Source organism: Acidisoma silvae, from assembly GCF_020618775.1.
Taxonomy (GTDB): Bacteria; Pseudomonadota; Alphaproteobacteria; order Acetobacterales; family Acetobacteraceae; genus Acidisoma; species Acidisoma silvae.
Genome location: NZ_JAESVB010000002.1, coordinates 313,771 through 328,884 on the forward strand (window position 1 = coordinate 313,771; position 15,114 = coordinate 328,884).

Below are 15,114 nucleotides of genomic sequence, written 5' to 3' on the forward strand. Positions count from 1 at the left end.
CGGCCTTACGGATAGCTCTTGTTTTCATTGAACACTGTCATGCCCGCGTCAGGCGCGGGCATGACAGTGGGGGAAGGCGTCCGCCTAGGAGCGCGGTCCAGCGCCGTTACCGGGAATGCAACCCAGGCCCGGAGGGGCGGCAAGTTACAGGACTGCCTTTGTCCTGTATAAAGGCTGCGACATAGACAGAAGCAGGCCCAGGCGCATGTTCATCGAAACCGAAGGCACCCCGAATCCCGCGACGCTGAAGTTCCTGCCCGGGCGTGAAGTCATGGGCAATGCGACAGCCGATTTCGCCTCCAGCGAAAGCGCTGGCCGCAGCCCGCTGGCGAGCGCGCTGTTTGACCTTCCCGGCGTGTCCCGGGTGTTCCTGGGCAATGACTTCATCACCGTCACCAAGTCCGAGGACGAAGCCTGGGGCGATCTGAAGCCGCAGGTTCTGGGTACGCTGATGGAGCATTTCGTTGCCGGCCGCCCGATCATCGAATCCGCCGGCGAGGCGATCGCCGAGGAAGACGTGTCCCCCGAGGACCAGGAAATCGTCGATCAGATCAAGGAATTGCTGGATACGCGGGTGCGCCCGGCGGTGGCCAGCGACGGTGGCGATATCGTCTTCCATGGGTATCGCGACGGCGTCGTGAAGCTGCATATGCAGGGTGCTTGCAGCGGCTGCCCCTCCTCGCGCGCCACGCTCAAGCACGGGATCGAAAATATGCTGCGGCATTACGTGCCGGAAGTCGTCGCGGTCGAGCAGGTCGAATTCTGAGACTTTCAGCCCCGGCTGACAAAAAAGGGCGTCCCAAGCGGGACGCCCTTTTTGTTTGCGGCTGAGATATCGGCCCTATTGAAGGGCAAGCCTGTCACAGCCTGATGGGGTGATCGGATGGACATGGGTATGGCCCTTGTCGCTCACGACAATGCGGCAATCCTCAGCCTTGGCGATTTTCGGCGCTGGAACCGGTGGCTTGTCATAAAGCGTCATAGTGATGAGATCGCCGACATGGACGGCCGCAACCGGCTGGCCCAGCGGCCCGATGATGCGCTTGAAGTTGGGAATGGGCGTGCGATCCGCCTGACCGACACGGCCGATCATGACCCAGACCCGGCCGCCGCTCTGAAGCTGTTTGGCAGCCCGGAAGACGTCATTCGTCCAGTCGTTTTCGGCGATGACATCGCCCTTTCGGCTCAGGAAGAAGTTCATCATATAGACGGGCAGGTCATCGGACGCGAGGATAAGGTCGCCCGGCTTCATGTCCTTTTTCAGCTCGGTCGCGGCCAGATCCCAGCGCGGCTTGGTCTCGACATGGTAATAAGGCACCAGATTGACGGTCGCGAGCAGCACGATGGCGGCTACAGCGCCGTTCTGCCAACGGCGCGGCAACTGGTTGACGCCGAGCCCCACGAACAGAAGAAAGGGGACCGAGCTCCAGATCAGGTAGCGCGGCATCCAGAGCGGCTTGACGATCGAAATCGCCAAAATCAGCAGCGGCGGAATCATGGCCAGCACGATCAAGGCGGGAAGAAGGGCCTGACCCGAGCCTGCCCGTGCGGGCTCCGCCACACGGCGGCGACCCAGGTAAAGGAAGCCTAGGATCGCGAGTGCCAGAACCAGCATGCCGAAACCTGGCACGGCCGCCGGGAAGACATGAAAGCTCACCAGCCGCGTGGTGCGCCACATATAAAGCGATCCCAAGACGGACCAGAAGCTGTGAGCCGTGATCTGCGGAACCCAATTGGTCGCATTCGTCATCTTGCCATGGGTGAAAATGTCCATGGCGCCGAACCAGGGCAGTGTCCCGGCCAGAATAACGGCCTGGGCGATCAGCCAGCGCATCAGAAAACGGCGCCGGTCCATCTGCTTGTCCCGCAGCAGGATGACGGCAGCCCCGACATTGGCCGATATCAGCCAGAAAAATGCGGTGCTGAGAACATTCAATGCGCCGAGCGTGCCAAGGGTATAGATGACCCAAGGCGCCAGTTTTGCGCCGGGCTGATTGAGCGGCAGGCTCGCGCGGCGCGGGTCACGCGCCAATTGCACGAAGCCCAGCAAGCCGATCGCCATCATCAGGATGACAAAGGTATAGGACCGCGCTTCCTGGCCGTATTGAACCTGAAGCGGCGACAGCGCCAAAAGCAGACCGGCAACGAGACCGGCTCTCCAGCCACCGAGCGCACGCCCGACCAGGAACAGTACACCGCAGCTGAGGGCGCCGAACAGGGCCGAGGGCAGGCGCAGGACGAATTCCGTCGTGCCGTAATGACCGAAAGCCGCGGCCAGCGCAAAATAGGAAGGCAGATGGTGATTGGACAGGGAATCGACCACCATCTGCCAGAAGGGCAGGTTCGACCGGTTCACGGTCGTCACCTCGTCCAGCCAGAACGGCATGTTGTCGATGCCATAGAAGCGGGCGACGAAGCCGACCAGGCTGACAGCCAGGAACAGCGCGATGGCGAGCCTGGCCCGCGACTGGGCGGCCAGCCAAGCGGACGCTCGGGTGCGCAGGGTCACAACCGGCTGATCAGAACGGGGCGATACGGCAGACATGGTCTCTCCGCAGCAATCGTAGTGGAACTGTCATAGAGCGCGCCGATAGCGGCGGTTTTGGGGCATCCCGTCACGCGATTATTAAGAAACGAAACGGCCCCACCCGCGCGCCTCAGGCCCGTCCGTTAAGATCACCCAGGAACCGGTCCCGCCAGACGGTGAGGCTGTTGCGGCGCAGAACGGCCATCATCTCGGCATGCCGTTCCCGGCGTTCGGCGAGCGGCATGGACAAAGCGCGTTCCAAGGCCGCCGCGATCTCATCCGGATCATGCGGATTGACCAACAAAGCGGCCTTCAGCTCACAGGCGGCACCCGCGAATTGCGACAAAACCAGCACGCCGGGATCGATCGGGTTTTGGGCGGCCACGAATTCCTTGGCGACGAGGTTCATACCGTCGCGCATGGGCGTGACGAGGCCGATATCGGCCCGCGCATACATGGGCATCAGCATCTGCCGCGCGAAGCCTTTGTTCAGATAGCGCAGCGGCGTCCAGTCCAGCTCGGCGAAGCGGCCGTTGATGCGCCCGGCCTCGCGCTCGAGCTCAAGCCGGATTTCGCGGTAGCCCTCCACATCGCTGCGGGAGGGCGGCGCGATCTGTAGGAAGGTGACGTCGCCACGGCGGGTTTCATTCTGTTCCAGGAAGCGTTCATAGGCCTGGAAGCGTTCATTGAGGCCTTTGGAATAATCCAGCCGGTCGACGCTGATGATAAGCTTGCTGTCGCCGATGGAGCGATGCAGGCGCGCCATCTGCGGGCAATCCGCCGGCGGCTCGGCCTGTTCGCGGATCTCCTCGGTCTGGACGCCGATGGGATAAACACCAGTGCGCACGACGCGGCCGAAGGCCATGAGTGCGCGGCCGGGCAAAAGATGGCCATCGGCCTCGCGCAGCACGTAATCCTCGAAGGCGCGGCGGTCGGACTCGGTCTGAAAGCCGATCAGGTCATATTGGCAGAGCGCGCGGGCCAGATCGGCATGGACCGGAATGGTCATGAAGACGGCGGCGGCCGGAAAAGGCGTGTGCAGGAAAATGCCCAGGCGGTTGATGACGCCCTTCTCCCGCAGCGCGGCGGCGAGGCCGAGCAGGTGGTAGTCATGCGCCCAGACCACGTCCTGGGGTGCCAACGCGTCGGCCACGGCAGACGCGAACAATTCGTTCACGCGGCGGTAGCCGGCATAGTCGCTGCGCGAGAAGCGGGCGAGCGCGGAGCGGTAATGCAAGACCGGCCAGAGCGCCGAATTCGCAAAGCCGCGATAATATTCGTCGTAATCGGCCTTGGCGAAATCGACCGTTTGGAGCCGGATTTTGCCCTTCTGCTTCTCCGGCAGGATGCGGCTGCCGGCGTCCGAAATCTCGCCGCTCCAGCCGATCCAGAGCCCGCCCATATTCTGCAGGGCGTCCAGCACGCCGGCAGCAAGACCACCGGCCGTGGGCTGACCTTCCTCGATCGGGGCGACGCGGTTGGACACCACGATAAGCCGTCCGGCATCGGCGGTGGCGAGCGACCCGGCTGCGGCATCGCGCAGCTCGGTCAGGGCCCGGCCGAAAATTGTCTCATCCATCGCCATCAATTCCTTGGATCAAGCGGTCGGATCGGAGAAAGGGCAGTCAGGTTCAGGCGGCGCGCGGCATGGGGATGACGTTCTGCCGCGCCAGCAGATCGCGGTAAGGACCGGCACGGTTGGCGAGTTCCGTCGGCGAGCCGTCATCCACCACTTCGCCATTGGCCATGACGATGATGCGGTCGAAATTGCGCAGCGTAGAGAGACGATGCGCGATGGCGACGACCGTGCGGCCTTCCATCAGCGTGTCGAGCGCACCCTGGATCGCCTGCTCGGATTCGGTGTCGAGCGCCGAGGTTGCTTCATCCAGCAGTAGCAGCGGCGCGTTCTTGAGGATGGCGCGGGCGATGGCGATGCGCTGGCGCTGGCCGCCCGAGAGCTTGGTGCCACGGTCGCCGACGACCGTCTCGAAGCCTTCCGGCAGTGCTTCGATGAAATCGCGGCAGCGGGCAAGTTCGGCGGCATGCAGCACCTCGGCCGTTGTCGCGCTGGGACGAGCGTAGCGGATATTCTCAAGCACCGTGCGGTGAAAGAGCGAAATATCCTGCGGCACCACGGCCATGCCCTGGCGCAGGCTTTCCTGCGTGACGCGGCTGATATCCTGCCCGTCAATCAGGATGCGGCCTTCGCTGGGGTCATAAAAGCGCTGCATGAGGCTGAGAATGGTGGACTTGCCGGCGCCCGAAGAGCCGACCAGACCGACGCGCTGACCCGGCTGGATATTGAGCGCGACACCCTTCAGCACTTCCGGACGGCCCGGATAGGCGAAGCGGACATCGTCGAAAGTGACACCACCGGCCGTCAGCAGCAGCGGACGGGCCTGCGGCGCATCCGGCAGGGCATGCGGGATGAGCAGCGTCGCGGTCGCTTCTTCCAGACGGGCGACATGCTGGGTCAGATCGACCAGCGCGACCGCAAGGTCACGCGTGCCGTGCAGGATGGTGAAGCACAGCGAGCCGACCAGCACGATGTCGCCCGGCGTCGCGTGACCCTGGCTCCACAGAACCACGACCCAGGCCATGACGCCGGCCGAGAAGATGGCCGTGATCACGGCATGCAGCAGGCGCAGCTTTTCCAGGTATTTCAGGCTGTTATGGCGCGCGGACATTTCCTCGCCCACCGTCTCGGCGATCCGCTTGCTTTCGCGGAAGGTGGCACCGAAGGCGCGCACGACCGCGATATTGCCGATGACATCGACCAGTTCGCCGTCAACCCGTGCGGCCGAGCCGGCATAGGAGCGATGGAGCGGGCCGCCCTTGCGGGCCAGGAAGAAGATGATCAGAGCCAGACCGGCGCTGATGCCGAACATGACGAGCGCCATGAGCGGATTCACCGAGGTGACCAGCGCGATCGAAAAGATGACGGCTACAACCGGCGGCAGGATGTTCCAGGCCAGGGTGTTCTCGGTCGTGAAAATGGCGTTGGAGGTCGCGGTGACGCGGCCGGCCAGCGTGCCGGGCAGACGATCCGCGAAATAGCTGGGCGAGTGGCCAGCCAGATGGCTGAACAGGTCGCGGCGCACATCGCCTGTCACCTGTACGAAGAGCTTGGCGGCAATCCAGCCGCCGACGCGCCACATGAGGTTATCGGCCGCGATGAGCACGGCGAGGACGCCAAAAGCCATCCACACGCCATGCATGGCCGCAGGGCTATGACCGTGAGAGACGGCATCCACGACATTTTTCAGACCGTACTGAGTCAGCACCGAGCAGAGCACGGCGATCAGGACCGAGACCAGCACGCCCGCATGGGCCCAAGGATGACGCATGACGAAATGCAGTAAAAAGCGGATCGGCTTTGCCCGCAGCCCAAGCAGCGTCGCCGTCTGGCGCGGTGCGGTCGTCATGTCGAAATCGGCATTGCCCTGCGCCGCCTGATCCGAAGACTTCGTGAAACCCTGCATCGTCGTCACCCTCATTTCAGCAGACCGATCAACTTTGTAGTAAAATCCGTTGATCCGCCCGCGTGATCTCGTAAGGAGCTCTTCGCTTTCCCAAGTGGTGAGCAACGCTGTGAGACGCGCATCACATCGGGTTGAGAGTGAAGCTAGACACAGATTGTCGCGGAAATAGGGCGTGTTTTGCGTGATTGCCTATATTTCAAAGCTTTAGCGCCGAGATTTCGCCACATTCGGTGACGATGCTTTAGCTTGAAGTTCAGGGACCTGAACTAGAGCGTTAAGTTTTGCTGCTATCCTATTAGAAGCTAACGATTGTCGTCGCATCTACCTGTCAGCCTATGGTTGATGCCGACCTTCAGGAGAGTTCGACGATGCGTATTGCCCAGGTCTCCCCTCTCTATGAAGCCGTGCCGCCGCGCCTTTATGGTGGAACGGAGCGCGTGGTCTCCTTCCTGACGGAAGAGCTGGTCGCGCAGGGCCATGAGGTGACGCTCTTCGCCAGCGGCGACAGCCGTACTGCGGCCAAGCTCGAGCCGATGTGCGAGGAAGCGCTGCGCCTTGATCCGAATATCCGCGACCGCATGGCGCCGCATATGAAGATGATGGAAATCATCCGGGACCGCGTGGACGAATTCGACGTCATCCATTTTCATAACGACTACCTGCCCTTTTCTCTGTTCGCGCGGCAGCCGACGCCTTTCGTGACGACTATCCATGGCCGCCTGGACCTCCCGGAATTCGTCGATATCTACGGCGCCTTCCCGAAGGTGCCACTGGTTTCGATTTCCGACAGCCAGCGCGCGCCGGTGCCGAACCTGAACTGGGTGCGGACCGTGCATCATGGCCTGCCGACGCATATCCTGACGCCGCGCGACGTGAAGCAGGACTATCTGGCGGTGCTCGGCCGCGTTTCCCCCGAGAAGGGCGTAGACAAGGCAATTCACATCGCCGGCAAGGCCGGACTGCGCGTGAAGATCGCCGCCAAGGTCGATACCGCTGACCAGGAATATTTCGAAGCGGTGATTAAGCCTCTGCTGAAACTGCCGCATGTCGAGTTCATCGGCGAGATCAACGAAATGCAGAAGCCCGACTTCCTGTCGGCCGCTCATGCCCTGATCTTCCCGATCGACTGGCCCGAGCCCTTCGGCCTGGTGATGATCGAAGCAATGGCCTGCGGCACGCCGGTCATCACCTATGAACGCGGCTCCGTGCCGGAAGTGATCGAGGACGGGCTGACCGGCTTCATTACCCGCGACGAAAATGACGCCGTGCGCGCCGTGAACCGCCTGGGCGAGCTTGACCGCAAGGCCGTTCGTGCGCGTTTCGAGGAACGCTTCAGTGCGCGCCGGATGGCTGCGGACTATGTGTCTGTCTACGAAGACATGGCAAACCGGCCGCGCGCCCAGCTGCGCGCCGTCAGCTAACGCCTCTCCGCAGTCGGGCAGCCCTCCAATCCGTCACGCCCGGCTTTCTTGCCGGGAGACGGCAAAAGGATGGCGTCGCTCCTAGCGCTGGAATTGGCTTGGCGCTTGCTCTATATCTGGCGGCGGTAAGTCTCTTCAGGCAGTGGATCAACCGCCTTGCCTTCCGGCCCCTCGGCGCTGCGAACGCCGAGGGGTTTATTTTGGAAGGGGCCGCCTCTCACGCGGAAAGACGGCCCCCAGCCAAGGTTAGTTGCGCAGCTTAATGATCGTGATCGCGATCTGAATGATCGTCAGAACGACCATGGCGGCGCGGTAAGTATTTTCTGACAGTAAGATCATCCCCCACAGCCGCGACAATTGCGGCGAATGCTGCGAACATCCCGCCGCTGGCGGCAAAATGATCTTCTGACGTAACGTTTTGTCGGGCAATCCCATTATGGTCCTGACAGGAGCCTTCGGCCGGCCATGGCACGCATTCCCGTCACCGCATCCCTGTCGATCGACGAAGACGATCTCACCTTCCGCTTTGTCCTTGCCTCGGGACCGGGCGGGCAGAATGTGAACAAGGTGTCAACCGCCGTGGAACTGCGTTTCGACGCGACGCGGATGGAGGAGCCGTCGGCCGGATTCTTGCGCCGGCTGCGCACGGAAGCCGGGCAGCGCATGACCCAGGACGGGGTCATCGTCATCTTCGCCCAGGCCTATCGCAGCCAGATTCGGAACAAGGAAGACGCCATCGAACGGCTGGTGGCACTGCTGACCAAAGCGGCCGAAGTGCAGCGCAAGCGGCGCCCCACCAGACCGACGCTGGGCAGCCAGAAGCGCCGCCTGGAAGGCAAGGCGCTGCGCAGTGGGGTCAAGCGCATGCGGGGCAAGCCGATAGACAGCTGAAGGTCGGACCATTGCGCTGGCGGGCTTGAGTGTGGAATGTCGGGGCAACGATAACGTCCCGGAGAAACGCCATGCCCCCCGCCTATGCCGTCGGCTTAGCGATCGTTGCCGTTTTGGCGCTGATCATCCTGATCGCGCGATTTAAACTCAATCCTTTCATCGTGATCTTTGTCATCTCGCTCGCCATGGCGCTCGCCGCCGGCATGCCGGCGGACAAGGTTGTCAAATCCTTCGAAACGGGTGTCGGCAATTCACTCGGCCATATCGCGATCATCATCGCGCTCGGCACGATGCTGGGTAAAATGCTGGCGGAATCCGGGGGCGCCGCGCAAATCGCCAATACGCTGATCCGCTGGTTCGGTCCCAATAACGTGCATTGGGCCATGCTGTTCATCGGCATCATCGTCGGCCTGCCGGTCTTCTTTGAGGTCGGCTTCGTGTTGCTGATCCCGATCGCCTTCAATGTCGCGAAAAACACCGGGCGTCCGCTTCTGCTGGTGGCGCTGCCTCTGGTCGCCGGCCTTTCCGCCGTCCATGGGCTGATGCCGCCGCATCCGGCAGCGATGCTGGCGGTTCAGGCCTTCCATGCCGATATCGGCAAAACAATCCTGCTCGCATTGATCGTCGGGATACCTGCCGCGATTATCGCGGGGCCGGTCTATGCCTTGTTCATCGGACCGCGCACGCCGCTGCCGGCTGAGAATCCGATGGCCGAGCAATTCATCAATCACATTCCGGACGACAAGCTACCGGGTTTCGGCATCACTTTACTGACGATTCTTCTACCCGTGATCCTGATGCTGCTGGGCAGTTTCGCGACCGTCCTCACGCCTGCGGGTTCGGGCCTTTACGTCTTCCTGAACTTCATCGGCAATGCCGATATCTCGCTGCTGCTGGCCGTGATCCTCAGCTTCTATACGCTCGGCCTTCTGCGCGGCATGACGCGCGAAACCATCCTGGCCTTTACCAATGAATGCCTGGCACCGACGGCGATGATCACCTTGCTGATCGGTGCCGGTGGCGGCTTCGGCCGCGTGCTGATCGATAGCGGCGTCTCGCACGCCATCGTCACCATGGCGCTCAGCGCTCATGTGTCGCTGCTGCTGCTGGCCTGGCTGCTGGCAGCTGTGGTCCGCCTCGCGGTCGGTTCCTCCACCGTCGCCATGATCACCTCGGCCGGTATCGTGGCGCCGATCGCCGCCCATGCGCCGGGCGCCTCTGCGCCCTTGCTTGTTCTTGCGACCGGTGCCGGCTCGCTCATCTTCAGCCATGTCAACGACGGCGGCTTCTGGCTGGTGAAGCAGTATCTGAACATGAGCGTGGAGCAGACGCTGAAAAGCTGGTCCGTGCTGGAGACGATTCTCTCCATCGGGGCACTGGCGATGGTGCTGATTCTGGCGGCCGTCGGGGTCTGACGCGAAACGGGCGGCCTCAGGCGGCCGCCCACTCGCCCGCAAGCCAAGTGCCCAGCGGATGCAGGTCATCGCTGAGCAATACCAGATCGGCCCGCAGGCCAGATGCAATCCGCCCGCGATCCTTAAAGCGCATCAGATCGGCGGGATAGGTGGACGCCATGCGCAGCGCCTGTTCAACCGGACAGCCCAGCATGGCGACCGTATTGCGGACCGCCATAGCCATATCGAGATCGGCGCCAGCCAAGGTGCCGTCCTCGCGTTCCAGCCGACCGTTGCGGCGCAGGATGCGCTGGCCGTAGAGATCAAAACCATCGGCATCCGTGCCAAGGACGGTCATGGCATCCGTCACCAGCAGCATCCGATCCTGCGGCCGTGCGGCAAGGGCGGCGCCCAGCGATACGGGATGGACATGCACCCCGTCCACGATCAAGCCGCACCAGGCTGTCTGATCAAGCAGCGCCCCACCGACCGGTCCCGGCTCTCGGCCTGCCAAGGGTGGCATGGCATTGAAGAGATGGGTAAAGGCCCGCAGCCCCAGGCCGATCGCCTCGGCAATGCGCGCGGCGGACGCCGCCGTATGACCGGCACTCAGCACAACACCAGCGGCGGCCAGCTGGCGAAGATGATCATCGGCGACGTCTTCCGGCGCGACGGTCAAAAGCAGAGGCAGGTCACCAGCCTGACGAGCCAGCCAGTCGGCATCCACCTGATTCATGGGGCGGATCAGCGCCGGGTCATGCACGCCTGGCCGGCGGAGACTGATGAAAGGGCCTTCAAGATGCACGCCGGCGATGCCGCTTTTGGGGCGGCGCATGGCTTGACGGGCGGCCTCGGCACCGGCTTGCATCACCTCGGCCTTGTCGGTGATGACCGTCGGCAATATCGCGGTCGTACCAAATCGGCGATGGGCTGCCGCGATGGCAATGGCACCGTCCGCCGTCGGGGTCTCATTGAACAGAACCCCGCCGCCGCCATTCACCTGAATGTCGATGAAGCCCGGCGCCAGAATGCTGCCGCCGGGCAGACGCCGCTCCGGCGCCGGATTGGCGGTGTCAGGCAACAGGTCGAGGATCACCCCGCCATCGATCAGCAAGCCGAAATCGGACCGAAGCCCATCATCAGTCAGAATGCGACTGCCGACGAGGAATTGCCGTGCCGTCATAGGCCCAGACTGTCCTTCAAGCGGCCCCAGGCGAGCCGGCCTTGCACTGCCAGCGGCCAGAAGGCGTGGAAGGGGATCGGCTTGAGGGCGGTCACCGGCATATCGAGCCCCTCGGTCGGTTCGCCGCCGATGCGGCGGGCGACGATACCGCCCATGGCGGTCGCCATGGCGACGCCACGACCGTTATAGCCGAGGGCGATCAGCACATCAGGCTCCGGCTCGTGCAGATGCGGGTAGTGATCGGGCGTCATGCCCAACTGGCCGTTCCAGCCATGGGTCCAGCGGATGCCGCGCAGGGAGGGCCAAAGTTTTTCGGCATATGTCTGCAAAAAGCCGAAGACCGCAGGACCGCGCATTTCACTGAGCTTGCTGCGGCCGCCCATAAGCAGCCGGTTGGTCGCATCGACACGGTAATAAACGGTGATGGAGCCGAGTTCGTACAACACGCCGCCACCCGGCATGACCTGCTGCAACTGCGCGTCGGAGAGCGGCTCGCTCGCCGTGATGCCGGACCAGACAGGCACGATGGATTTCCGCAAGCCCGGCCAGAGATCATCCGTATAACCGTTGGTACCGATGACGATACGGTCCGTCAGGACTGAGCCTTGGGGCGTAGAGACTCGCCAACCTCCGCCGGCCGGCTGACGCTCAAGCTTCGTGGCCGGGCTATTGGCATGGATGCGCGCACCCGCCGCGATAGCGGCCTGGGCCAGACCGCGTGCATAGCCGAGCGGGTTCACCGATCCGCCCGTCGGGTCACGCAGGATGCCGTGATAGCGATTGGTACCAGTGGCGGCGGCCGAGTCGCTCCGGTCCAGCAATGCGGCGGGCAGGCCACGGGACTGGTATTGCGTCGCCAGATGCTTCAGGCCAACGAGGGTTTTGGCGGTGGTCGCTGCCCGCAGGGTGCCGCCCTGCTGCGCCTCGCAGCGGATCTGGTGACGCTCAACCAGACGGAACAAGGCTTCGGGCGCGGCATAGGAAAACCGCACCATGCGCTGCCCGAGGTCACCGAAATCACCTTCGACATCATTCGGATCGGGCTTCAGGCCGGGATTGACCTGCCCGCCATTACGGCCGGAGGCGCCGAAGCCCGGCTGCTGCGCTTCCAGAAGCAGAACATCAATGCCGCGCTCCGCCAGATGCAGCGCAGATGACAATCCTGTAATGCCGCCGCCGATAACGGTGACTGATGCCCGTGCCTGCACTTCGAGCCGGGGCAGATCGAGCGGCGGAATGGCCGTCTCCGCATAAAGACTGGGCGGGAGAGGCTTTTCGGAATGTGCAGACATCGGGCCTATCGGATCAGCGATTGAAGCGCCACCCTAACGCCCGGCTCCGCACCCGCGATAGGGCCGCGATCCCATCTTCTGGCGGTTTCGGCCGTAAATCCGCCATCCCTGATGCTTCAAAGCAAAATGCCCGCGACAACGTCGCGGGCATTTCGGGTAGCAAGCTAGGAAGCCGGCGCGATAGACGGCGCCGGCAGAAGGCCGAATTACGACCAGAGCTTGTGGTCGTAGCCCTGCAGCGTGATCGTCGTGCCGTCGCTGAGCTTAATGACATCGCCAGCGGCGGTCAGGGTCTCGCTCGGCGTGTTGGTGATCGAATAGCCGTAGCCACCAAACGCCAGGTTATCGCTGGAGTTGAAGCCGATGATGACTTCACTGCCGCCAGCGTGACCGTTCACGAAGCCGAAGACGTCATGGCCGGCGCCAGCCGTAATGGTGGAAGCGCCGCCGCCACCGATGACCGAGTCGGCACCGTTCGCGCTGAGCGTCGCTTGCAGGGTTGCATTGCCGCCATTCGGGTTGGTGGCAATGATGTTACCAGCCGTGCCCGTCTGCGTCAGGTTGATGGTGGTCGAACCGGTGGAACCGGCGACAGCGAGGTTGCCCGCACCAGCGACCGAGAAGGCGCTGCTGGACGTGCCACCGATCAGGGTGGTGTTGCTGCCGGAAACGGCGCCCGAGATCGAGCCAGCGCCGCCGACGACGGACGAGTTCGAGCCGGTCGACATGAACGTGGTCGTGCCGGAATCGGCGCCAACGACCGTGCTGGAGTTGCCAGCAGCCGTGACCGTGTCGTTCGGGGCCGTGAAGATGGCCGTGCTGCTGGTGGTGGTGATGGCGTTGCTGCCCGTCGTGGTATCGGCCACGGCGTCAGCGCCTGAGATCGTCATCGCCGAATTCGTGCTCGTCAGAACTGCCGAGCCGCTCACGGTCGCCGCGCCGGACGTCGTGTCGGGAAGAACCGTAATGCTGGTCGTCGAATTGAAGTAGTTCGCGAAAGCAGCAGCCGAATTCGTATAGTTATTCGGAACTGTTCCGCCGTTCACTGTTGATGTAGAGCCGCTCATAGTCGTCACCCCCGCAATAAATGACCCGACCTGAACCGGGTTGCACACACAGTGCCGTAGAACTCTAAACTGGACATTAACCGGCTGAAATCTTTAAAGCCTCGCATGCTGCGCAGCAACAACACTTTGAAGATTTTTTTAACGAAGTCGCAGGCTCTCATATCTGTGATCGACGTGCCACACATCTGTGCCGTGGACTAGACGCAAATCTGAAACTTTGCTGCATCGCATCGAAATTTAACAATTCAGCAAGGCAATTCCGAAAAACCGAACAGTACAGAGAATTCGCCTCCCCCGCTTGGCGCTCTTCTGTTATCGGCAGAACAGCTAAATATAAGATTAAAGAGGGAACGGCATGTATCTTGGGATCGACCTCGGCACGTCCGGCATCAAGGTGGTTCTGGTCGATGAGACCGAAACCGTCCGCGCAAGCCATACCGAACAGCTTGATGTCTCGCGACCGCACCCGGGATGGAGCGAGCAGAACCCCGAAGACTGGTGGCAAGCGACCTTGCGGGCCCTCGACGTCCTGGCACGAAGCCATGCGGCAGATATGGCCGCTGTCCGCGGAATCGGCCTCTCGGGCCAGATGCATGGTGCGGTCCTGCTGGATGCGGCGGGAGAGCCTTTACGGCCCGCTATCCTGTGGAACGACACGCGCTGCGAGGCGGAATGTGCCGAGCTCGAACAATCCTTTCCCGCGCTGAGACAGGTTACCGGCAATCCGGCGATGCCGGGTTTCACGGCGCCGAAACTGCTATGGGTGCGCAAGCATGAGCCCGCGATCTTCGCCCGGCTGCACACCGTATTGCTGCCGAAAGCCTATCTCCGCTATCGCCTGACAGGCGAGATGATCGAGGAAATGTCCGACGCCGCCGGCACTTTGTGGCTGGATACCGGGGCTCGCGCCTGGTCGGAAGCCGCCCTCGCCGCCACCGGATTGCCGCTCTCCGCCATGCCGCGCCTGGTCGAAGGCAGCGCTCCCGCCGGACAACTGACCGAAGAGCTGCGCGCGCGCTGGGGCATGGAAACAGCGCCGGTTCTGGCCGGCGGTGCCGGAGACAATGCGGCTGGTGCCGTCGGTCTCGGCGCCATTCGCCCCGGCAGCGCCTTCGTGTCGCTCGGCACTTCCGGCGTGCTTTGGGCCACCACCGACCGGTTCCGGCCCAACCCGGAAGCCACCGTCCATGCCTTCTGCCATGCCCTTCCCGGCCTGTGGCACCAGATGGGCGTCACCTTGTCGGCCGCCGCCTGCCTTGCGTGGTGGAGCGGCGTCGCCGGCGAAAAAGAAGCGGCGCTATTGCAGGCCTTGCCCGAGACGCCGACAGCGCCGTCCGACGTCACCTTTCTTCCCTATCTGTCCGGCGAGCGGACACCGCATAATGACGGCAGCATTCGCGGAGCTTTCGTCGGCCTGTCCGCGGATACCAGCCGCGCCGCCCTCACCCAGGCCGTGTTGGAAGGCGTCGCCTTTTCCTTCCGGGATTGTCTGGACGCATTGCGCGCCGCCGGCACCGTGGTGACGGAAGCCGATGTCATCGGCGGCGGATCCCGCAGCACGACCTGGATCAAGATCCTGGCCTCCGTTCTGGGCATCACGCTGCATCGGCTGGCCGACGGCGAACATGGCGGCGCTTTTGGCGCGGCGCGGCTCGGCCGGCTGGCCGCGACCGGGGAAGACCCGGTGGGACTTTGCACGCCACCACGGCGGCTGGCCGCGATCATGCCGGACCCGGCTTTGCAAGCGGCCTATGAAGCAAGGCTGCCGCTGTATCGGGCGCTCTATCCCGCCATCAAGCAGGCGCAGCGCGCAAAACTGTGACATCTGCGCCACAGTAGCGCGCCCGCTGCCCTTGG

General features: G+C 63.1%; 13 protein-coding genes. 6 read left to right on the plus strand and 7 right to left on the minus strand.

Features of this window, described 5'->3' with window-relative positions; genetic code table 11:
* Positions 1-205 precede the first annotated feature (205 nt).
* On the plus strand, positions 206-766 hold the full coding sequence (locus ASILVAE211_RS05990) for a NifU family protein (protein ID WP_227320390.1): 561 nt from the start codon (positions 206-208) through the stop codon (positions 764-766).
* A 75-nt stretch (positions 767-841) separates the two neighbouring features.
* Here the strand turns inward: ASILVAE211_RS05990 and ASILVAE211_RS05995 are convergent, their stop codons facing one another.
* From ASILVAE211_RS05995 to ASILVAE211_RS06005, 3 genes are all read right to left on the minus strand, one after another.
* Positions 842-2,545: a glycosyltransferase family 39 protein gene (locus tag ASILVAE211_RS05995; RefSeq protein ID WP_227320391.1), complete on the minus strand. Its 1,704-nt coding sequence runs from the start codon at positions 2,543-2,545 to the stop codon at positions 842-844.
* Between the two features lie 112 nt (positions 2,546-2,657).
* Complete coding sequence (locus ASILVAE211_RS06000) at positions 2,658-4,106, minus strand: alpha,alpha-trehalose-phosphate synthase (UDP-forming) (RefSeq protein ID WP_227320392.1); 1,449 nt, start codon at positions 4,104-4,106, stop codon at positions 2,658-2,660.
* A 52-nt stretch (positions 4,107-4,158) separates the two neighbouring features.
* A complete protein-coding gene (locus ASILVAE211_RS06005; RefSeq protein ID WP_227320393.1) occupies positions 4,159-6,024 on the minus strand; it encodes an ABC transporter ATP-binding protein in 1,866 nt (621 codons plus the stop codon).
* 353 nt (positions 6,025-6,377) lie between these two features.
* On the opposite strand from ASILVAE211_RS06005, the gene ASILVAE211_RS06010 reads away from it, so the two are divergent.
* Positions 6,378-7,430, plus strand: a complete 1,053-nt coding sequence (locus ASILVAE211_RS06010; protein ID WP_227320394.1) for a glycosyltransferase family 4 protein — start codon at positions 6,378-6,380, stop codon at positions 7,428-7,430.
* Positions 7,431-7,676: 246 nt separating this feature from the next.
* Here ASILVAE211_RS06010 and ASILVAE211_RS06015 read toward each other — a convergent pair whose 3' ends face one another.
* The gene (locus ASILVAE211_RS06015; protein WP_227320395.1) at positions 7,677-7,865 is read right to left on the minus strand and encodes a hypothetical protein; all 189 of its coding nucleotides are present in this window, start codon (positions 7,863-7,865) and stop codon (positions 7,677-7,679) included.
* Positions 7,866-7,895: 30 nt separating this feature from the next.
* Here ASILVAE211_RS06015 and arfB point away from each other — a divergent pair, with 30 nt between their 5' ends.
* Both arfB and ASILVAE211_RS06025 read left to right on the plus strand, forming a co-directional pair.
* Complete coding sequence (arfB, locus tag ASILVAE211_RS06020; protein WP_227320396.1) at positions 7,896-8,321, plus strand: alternative ribosome rescue aminoacyl-tRNA hydrolase ArfB; 426 nt, start codon at positions 7,896-7,898, stop codon at positions 8,319-8,321.
* 71 nt (positions 8,322-8,392) lie between these two features.
* On the plus strand, positions 8,393-9,736 hold the full coding sequence (locus tag ASILVAE211_RS06025; RefSeq protein WP_227320397.1) for a GntT/GntP/DsdX family permease: 1,344 nt from the start codon (positions 8,393-8,395) through the stop codon (positions 9,734-9,736).
* A gap of 16 nt (positions 9,737-9,752) precedes the next feature.
* On the opposite strand, the gene nagA is transcribed toward ASILVAE211_RS06025, so the two are convergent.
* The 3 genes from nagA to ASILVAE211_RS06040 all read right to left on the minus strand — a co-directional run bounded on the left by nagA (position 9,753) and on the right by ASILVAE211_RS06040 (position 12,918).
* Complete coding sequence (gene nagA / locus ASILVAE211_RS06030) at positions 9,753-10,898, minus strand: N-acetylglucosamine-6-phosphate deacetylase (RefSeq protein ID WP_227320398.1); 1,146 nt, start codon at positions 10,896-10,898, stop codon at positions 9,753-9,755.
* A complete protein-coding gene (locus ASILVAE211_RS06035; RefSeq protein ID WP_227320399.1) occupies positions 10,895-12,190 on the minus strand; it encodes an NAD(P)/FAD-dependent oxidoreductase in 1,296 nt (431 codons plus the stop codon). Before ASILVAE211_RS06035 ends, nagA begins: the two co-directional genes overlap by 4 nt.
* A gap of 206 nt (positions 12,191-12,396) precedes the next feature.
* On the minus strand, positions 12,397-12,918 hold the full coding sequence (locus ASILVAE211_RS06040) for a hypothetical protein (RefSeq protein ID WP_227320400.1): 522 nt from the start codon (positions 12,916-12,918) through the stop codon (positions 12,397-12,399).
* Between ASILVAE211_RS06040 and ASILVAE211_RS06045 the strand changes: the two genes are divergently transcribed.
* Complete coding sequence (locus ASILVAE211_RS06045; RefSeq protein ID WP_227320401.1) at positions 12,917-13,180, plus strand: hypothetical protein; 264 nt, start codon at positions 12,917-12,919, stop codon at positions 13,178-13,180. The genes ASILVAE211_RS06040 and ASILVAE211_RS06045 overlap by 2 nt on opposite strands.
* Before the next feature lie 432 nt (positions 13,181-13,612).
* Complete coding sequence (gene xylB / locus ASILVAE211_RS06050; protein ID WP_227320402.1) at positions 13,613-15,079, plus strand: xylulokinase; 1,467 nt, start codon at positions 13,613-13,615, stop codon at positions 15,077-15,079.
* Positions 15,080-15,114 lie beyond the last annotated feature (35 nt).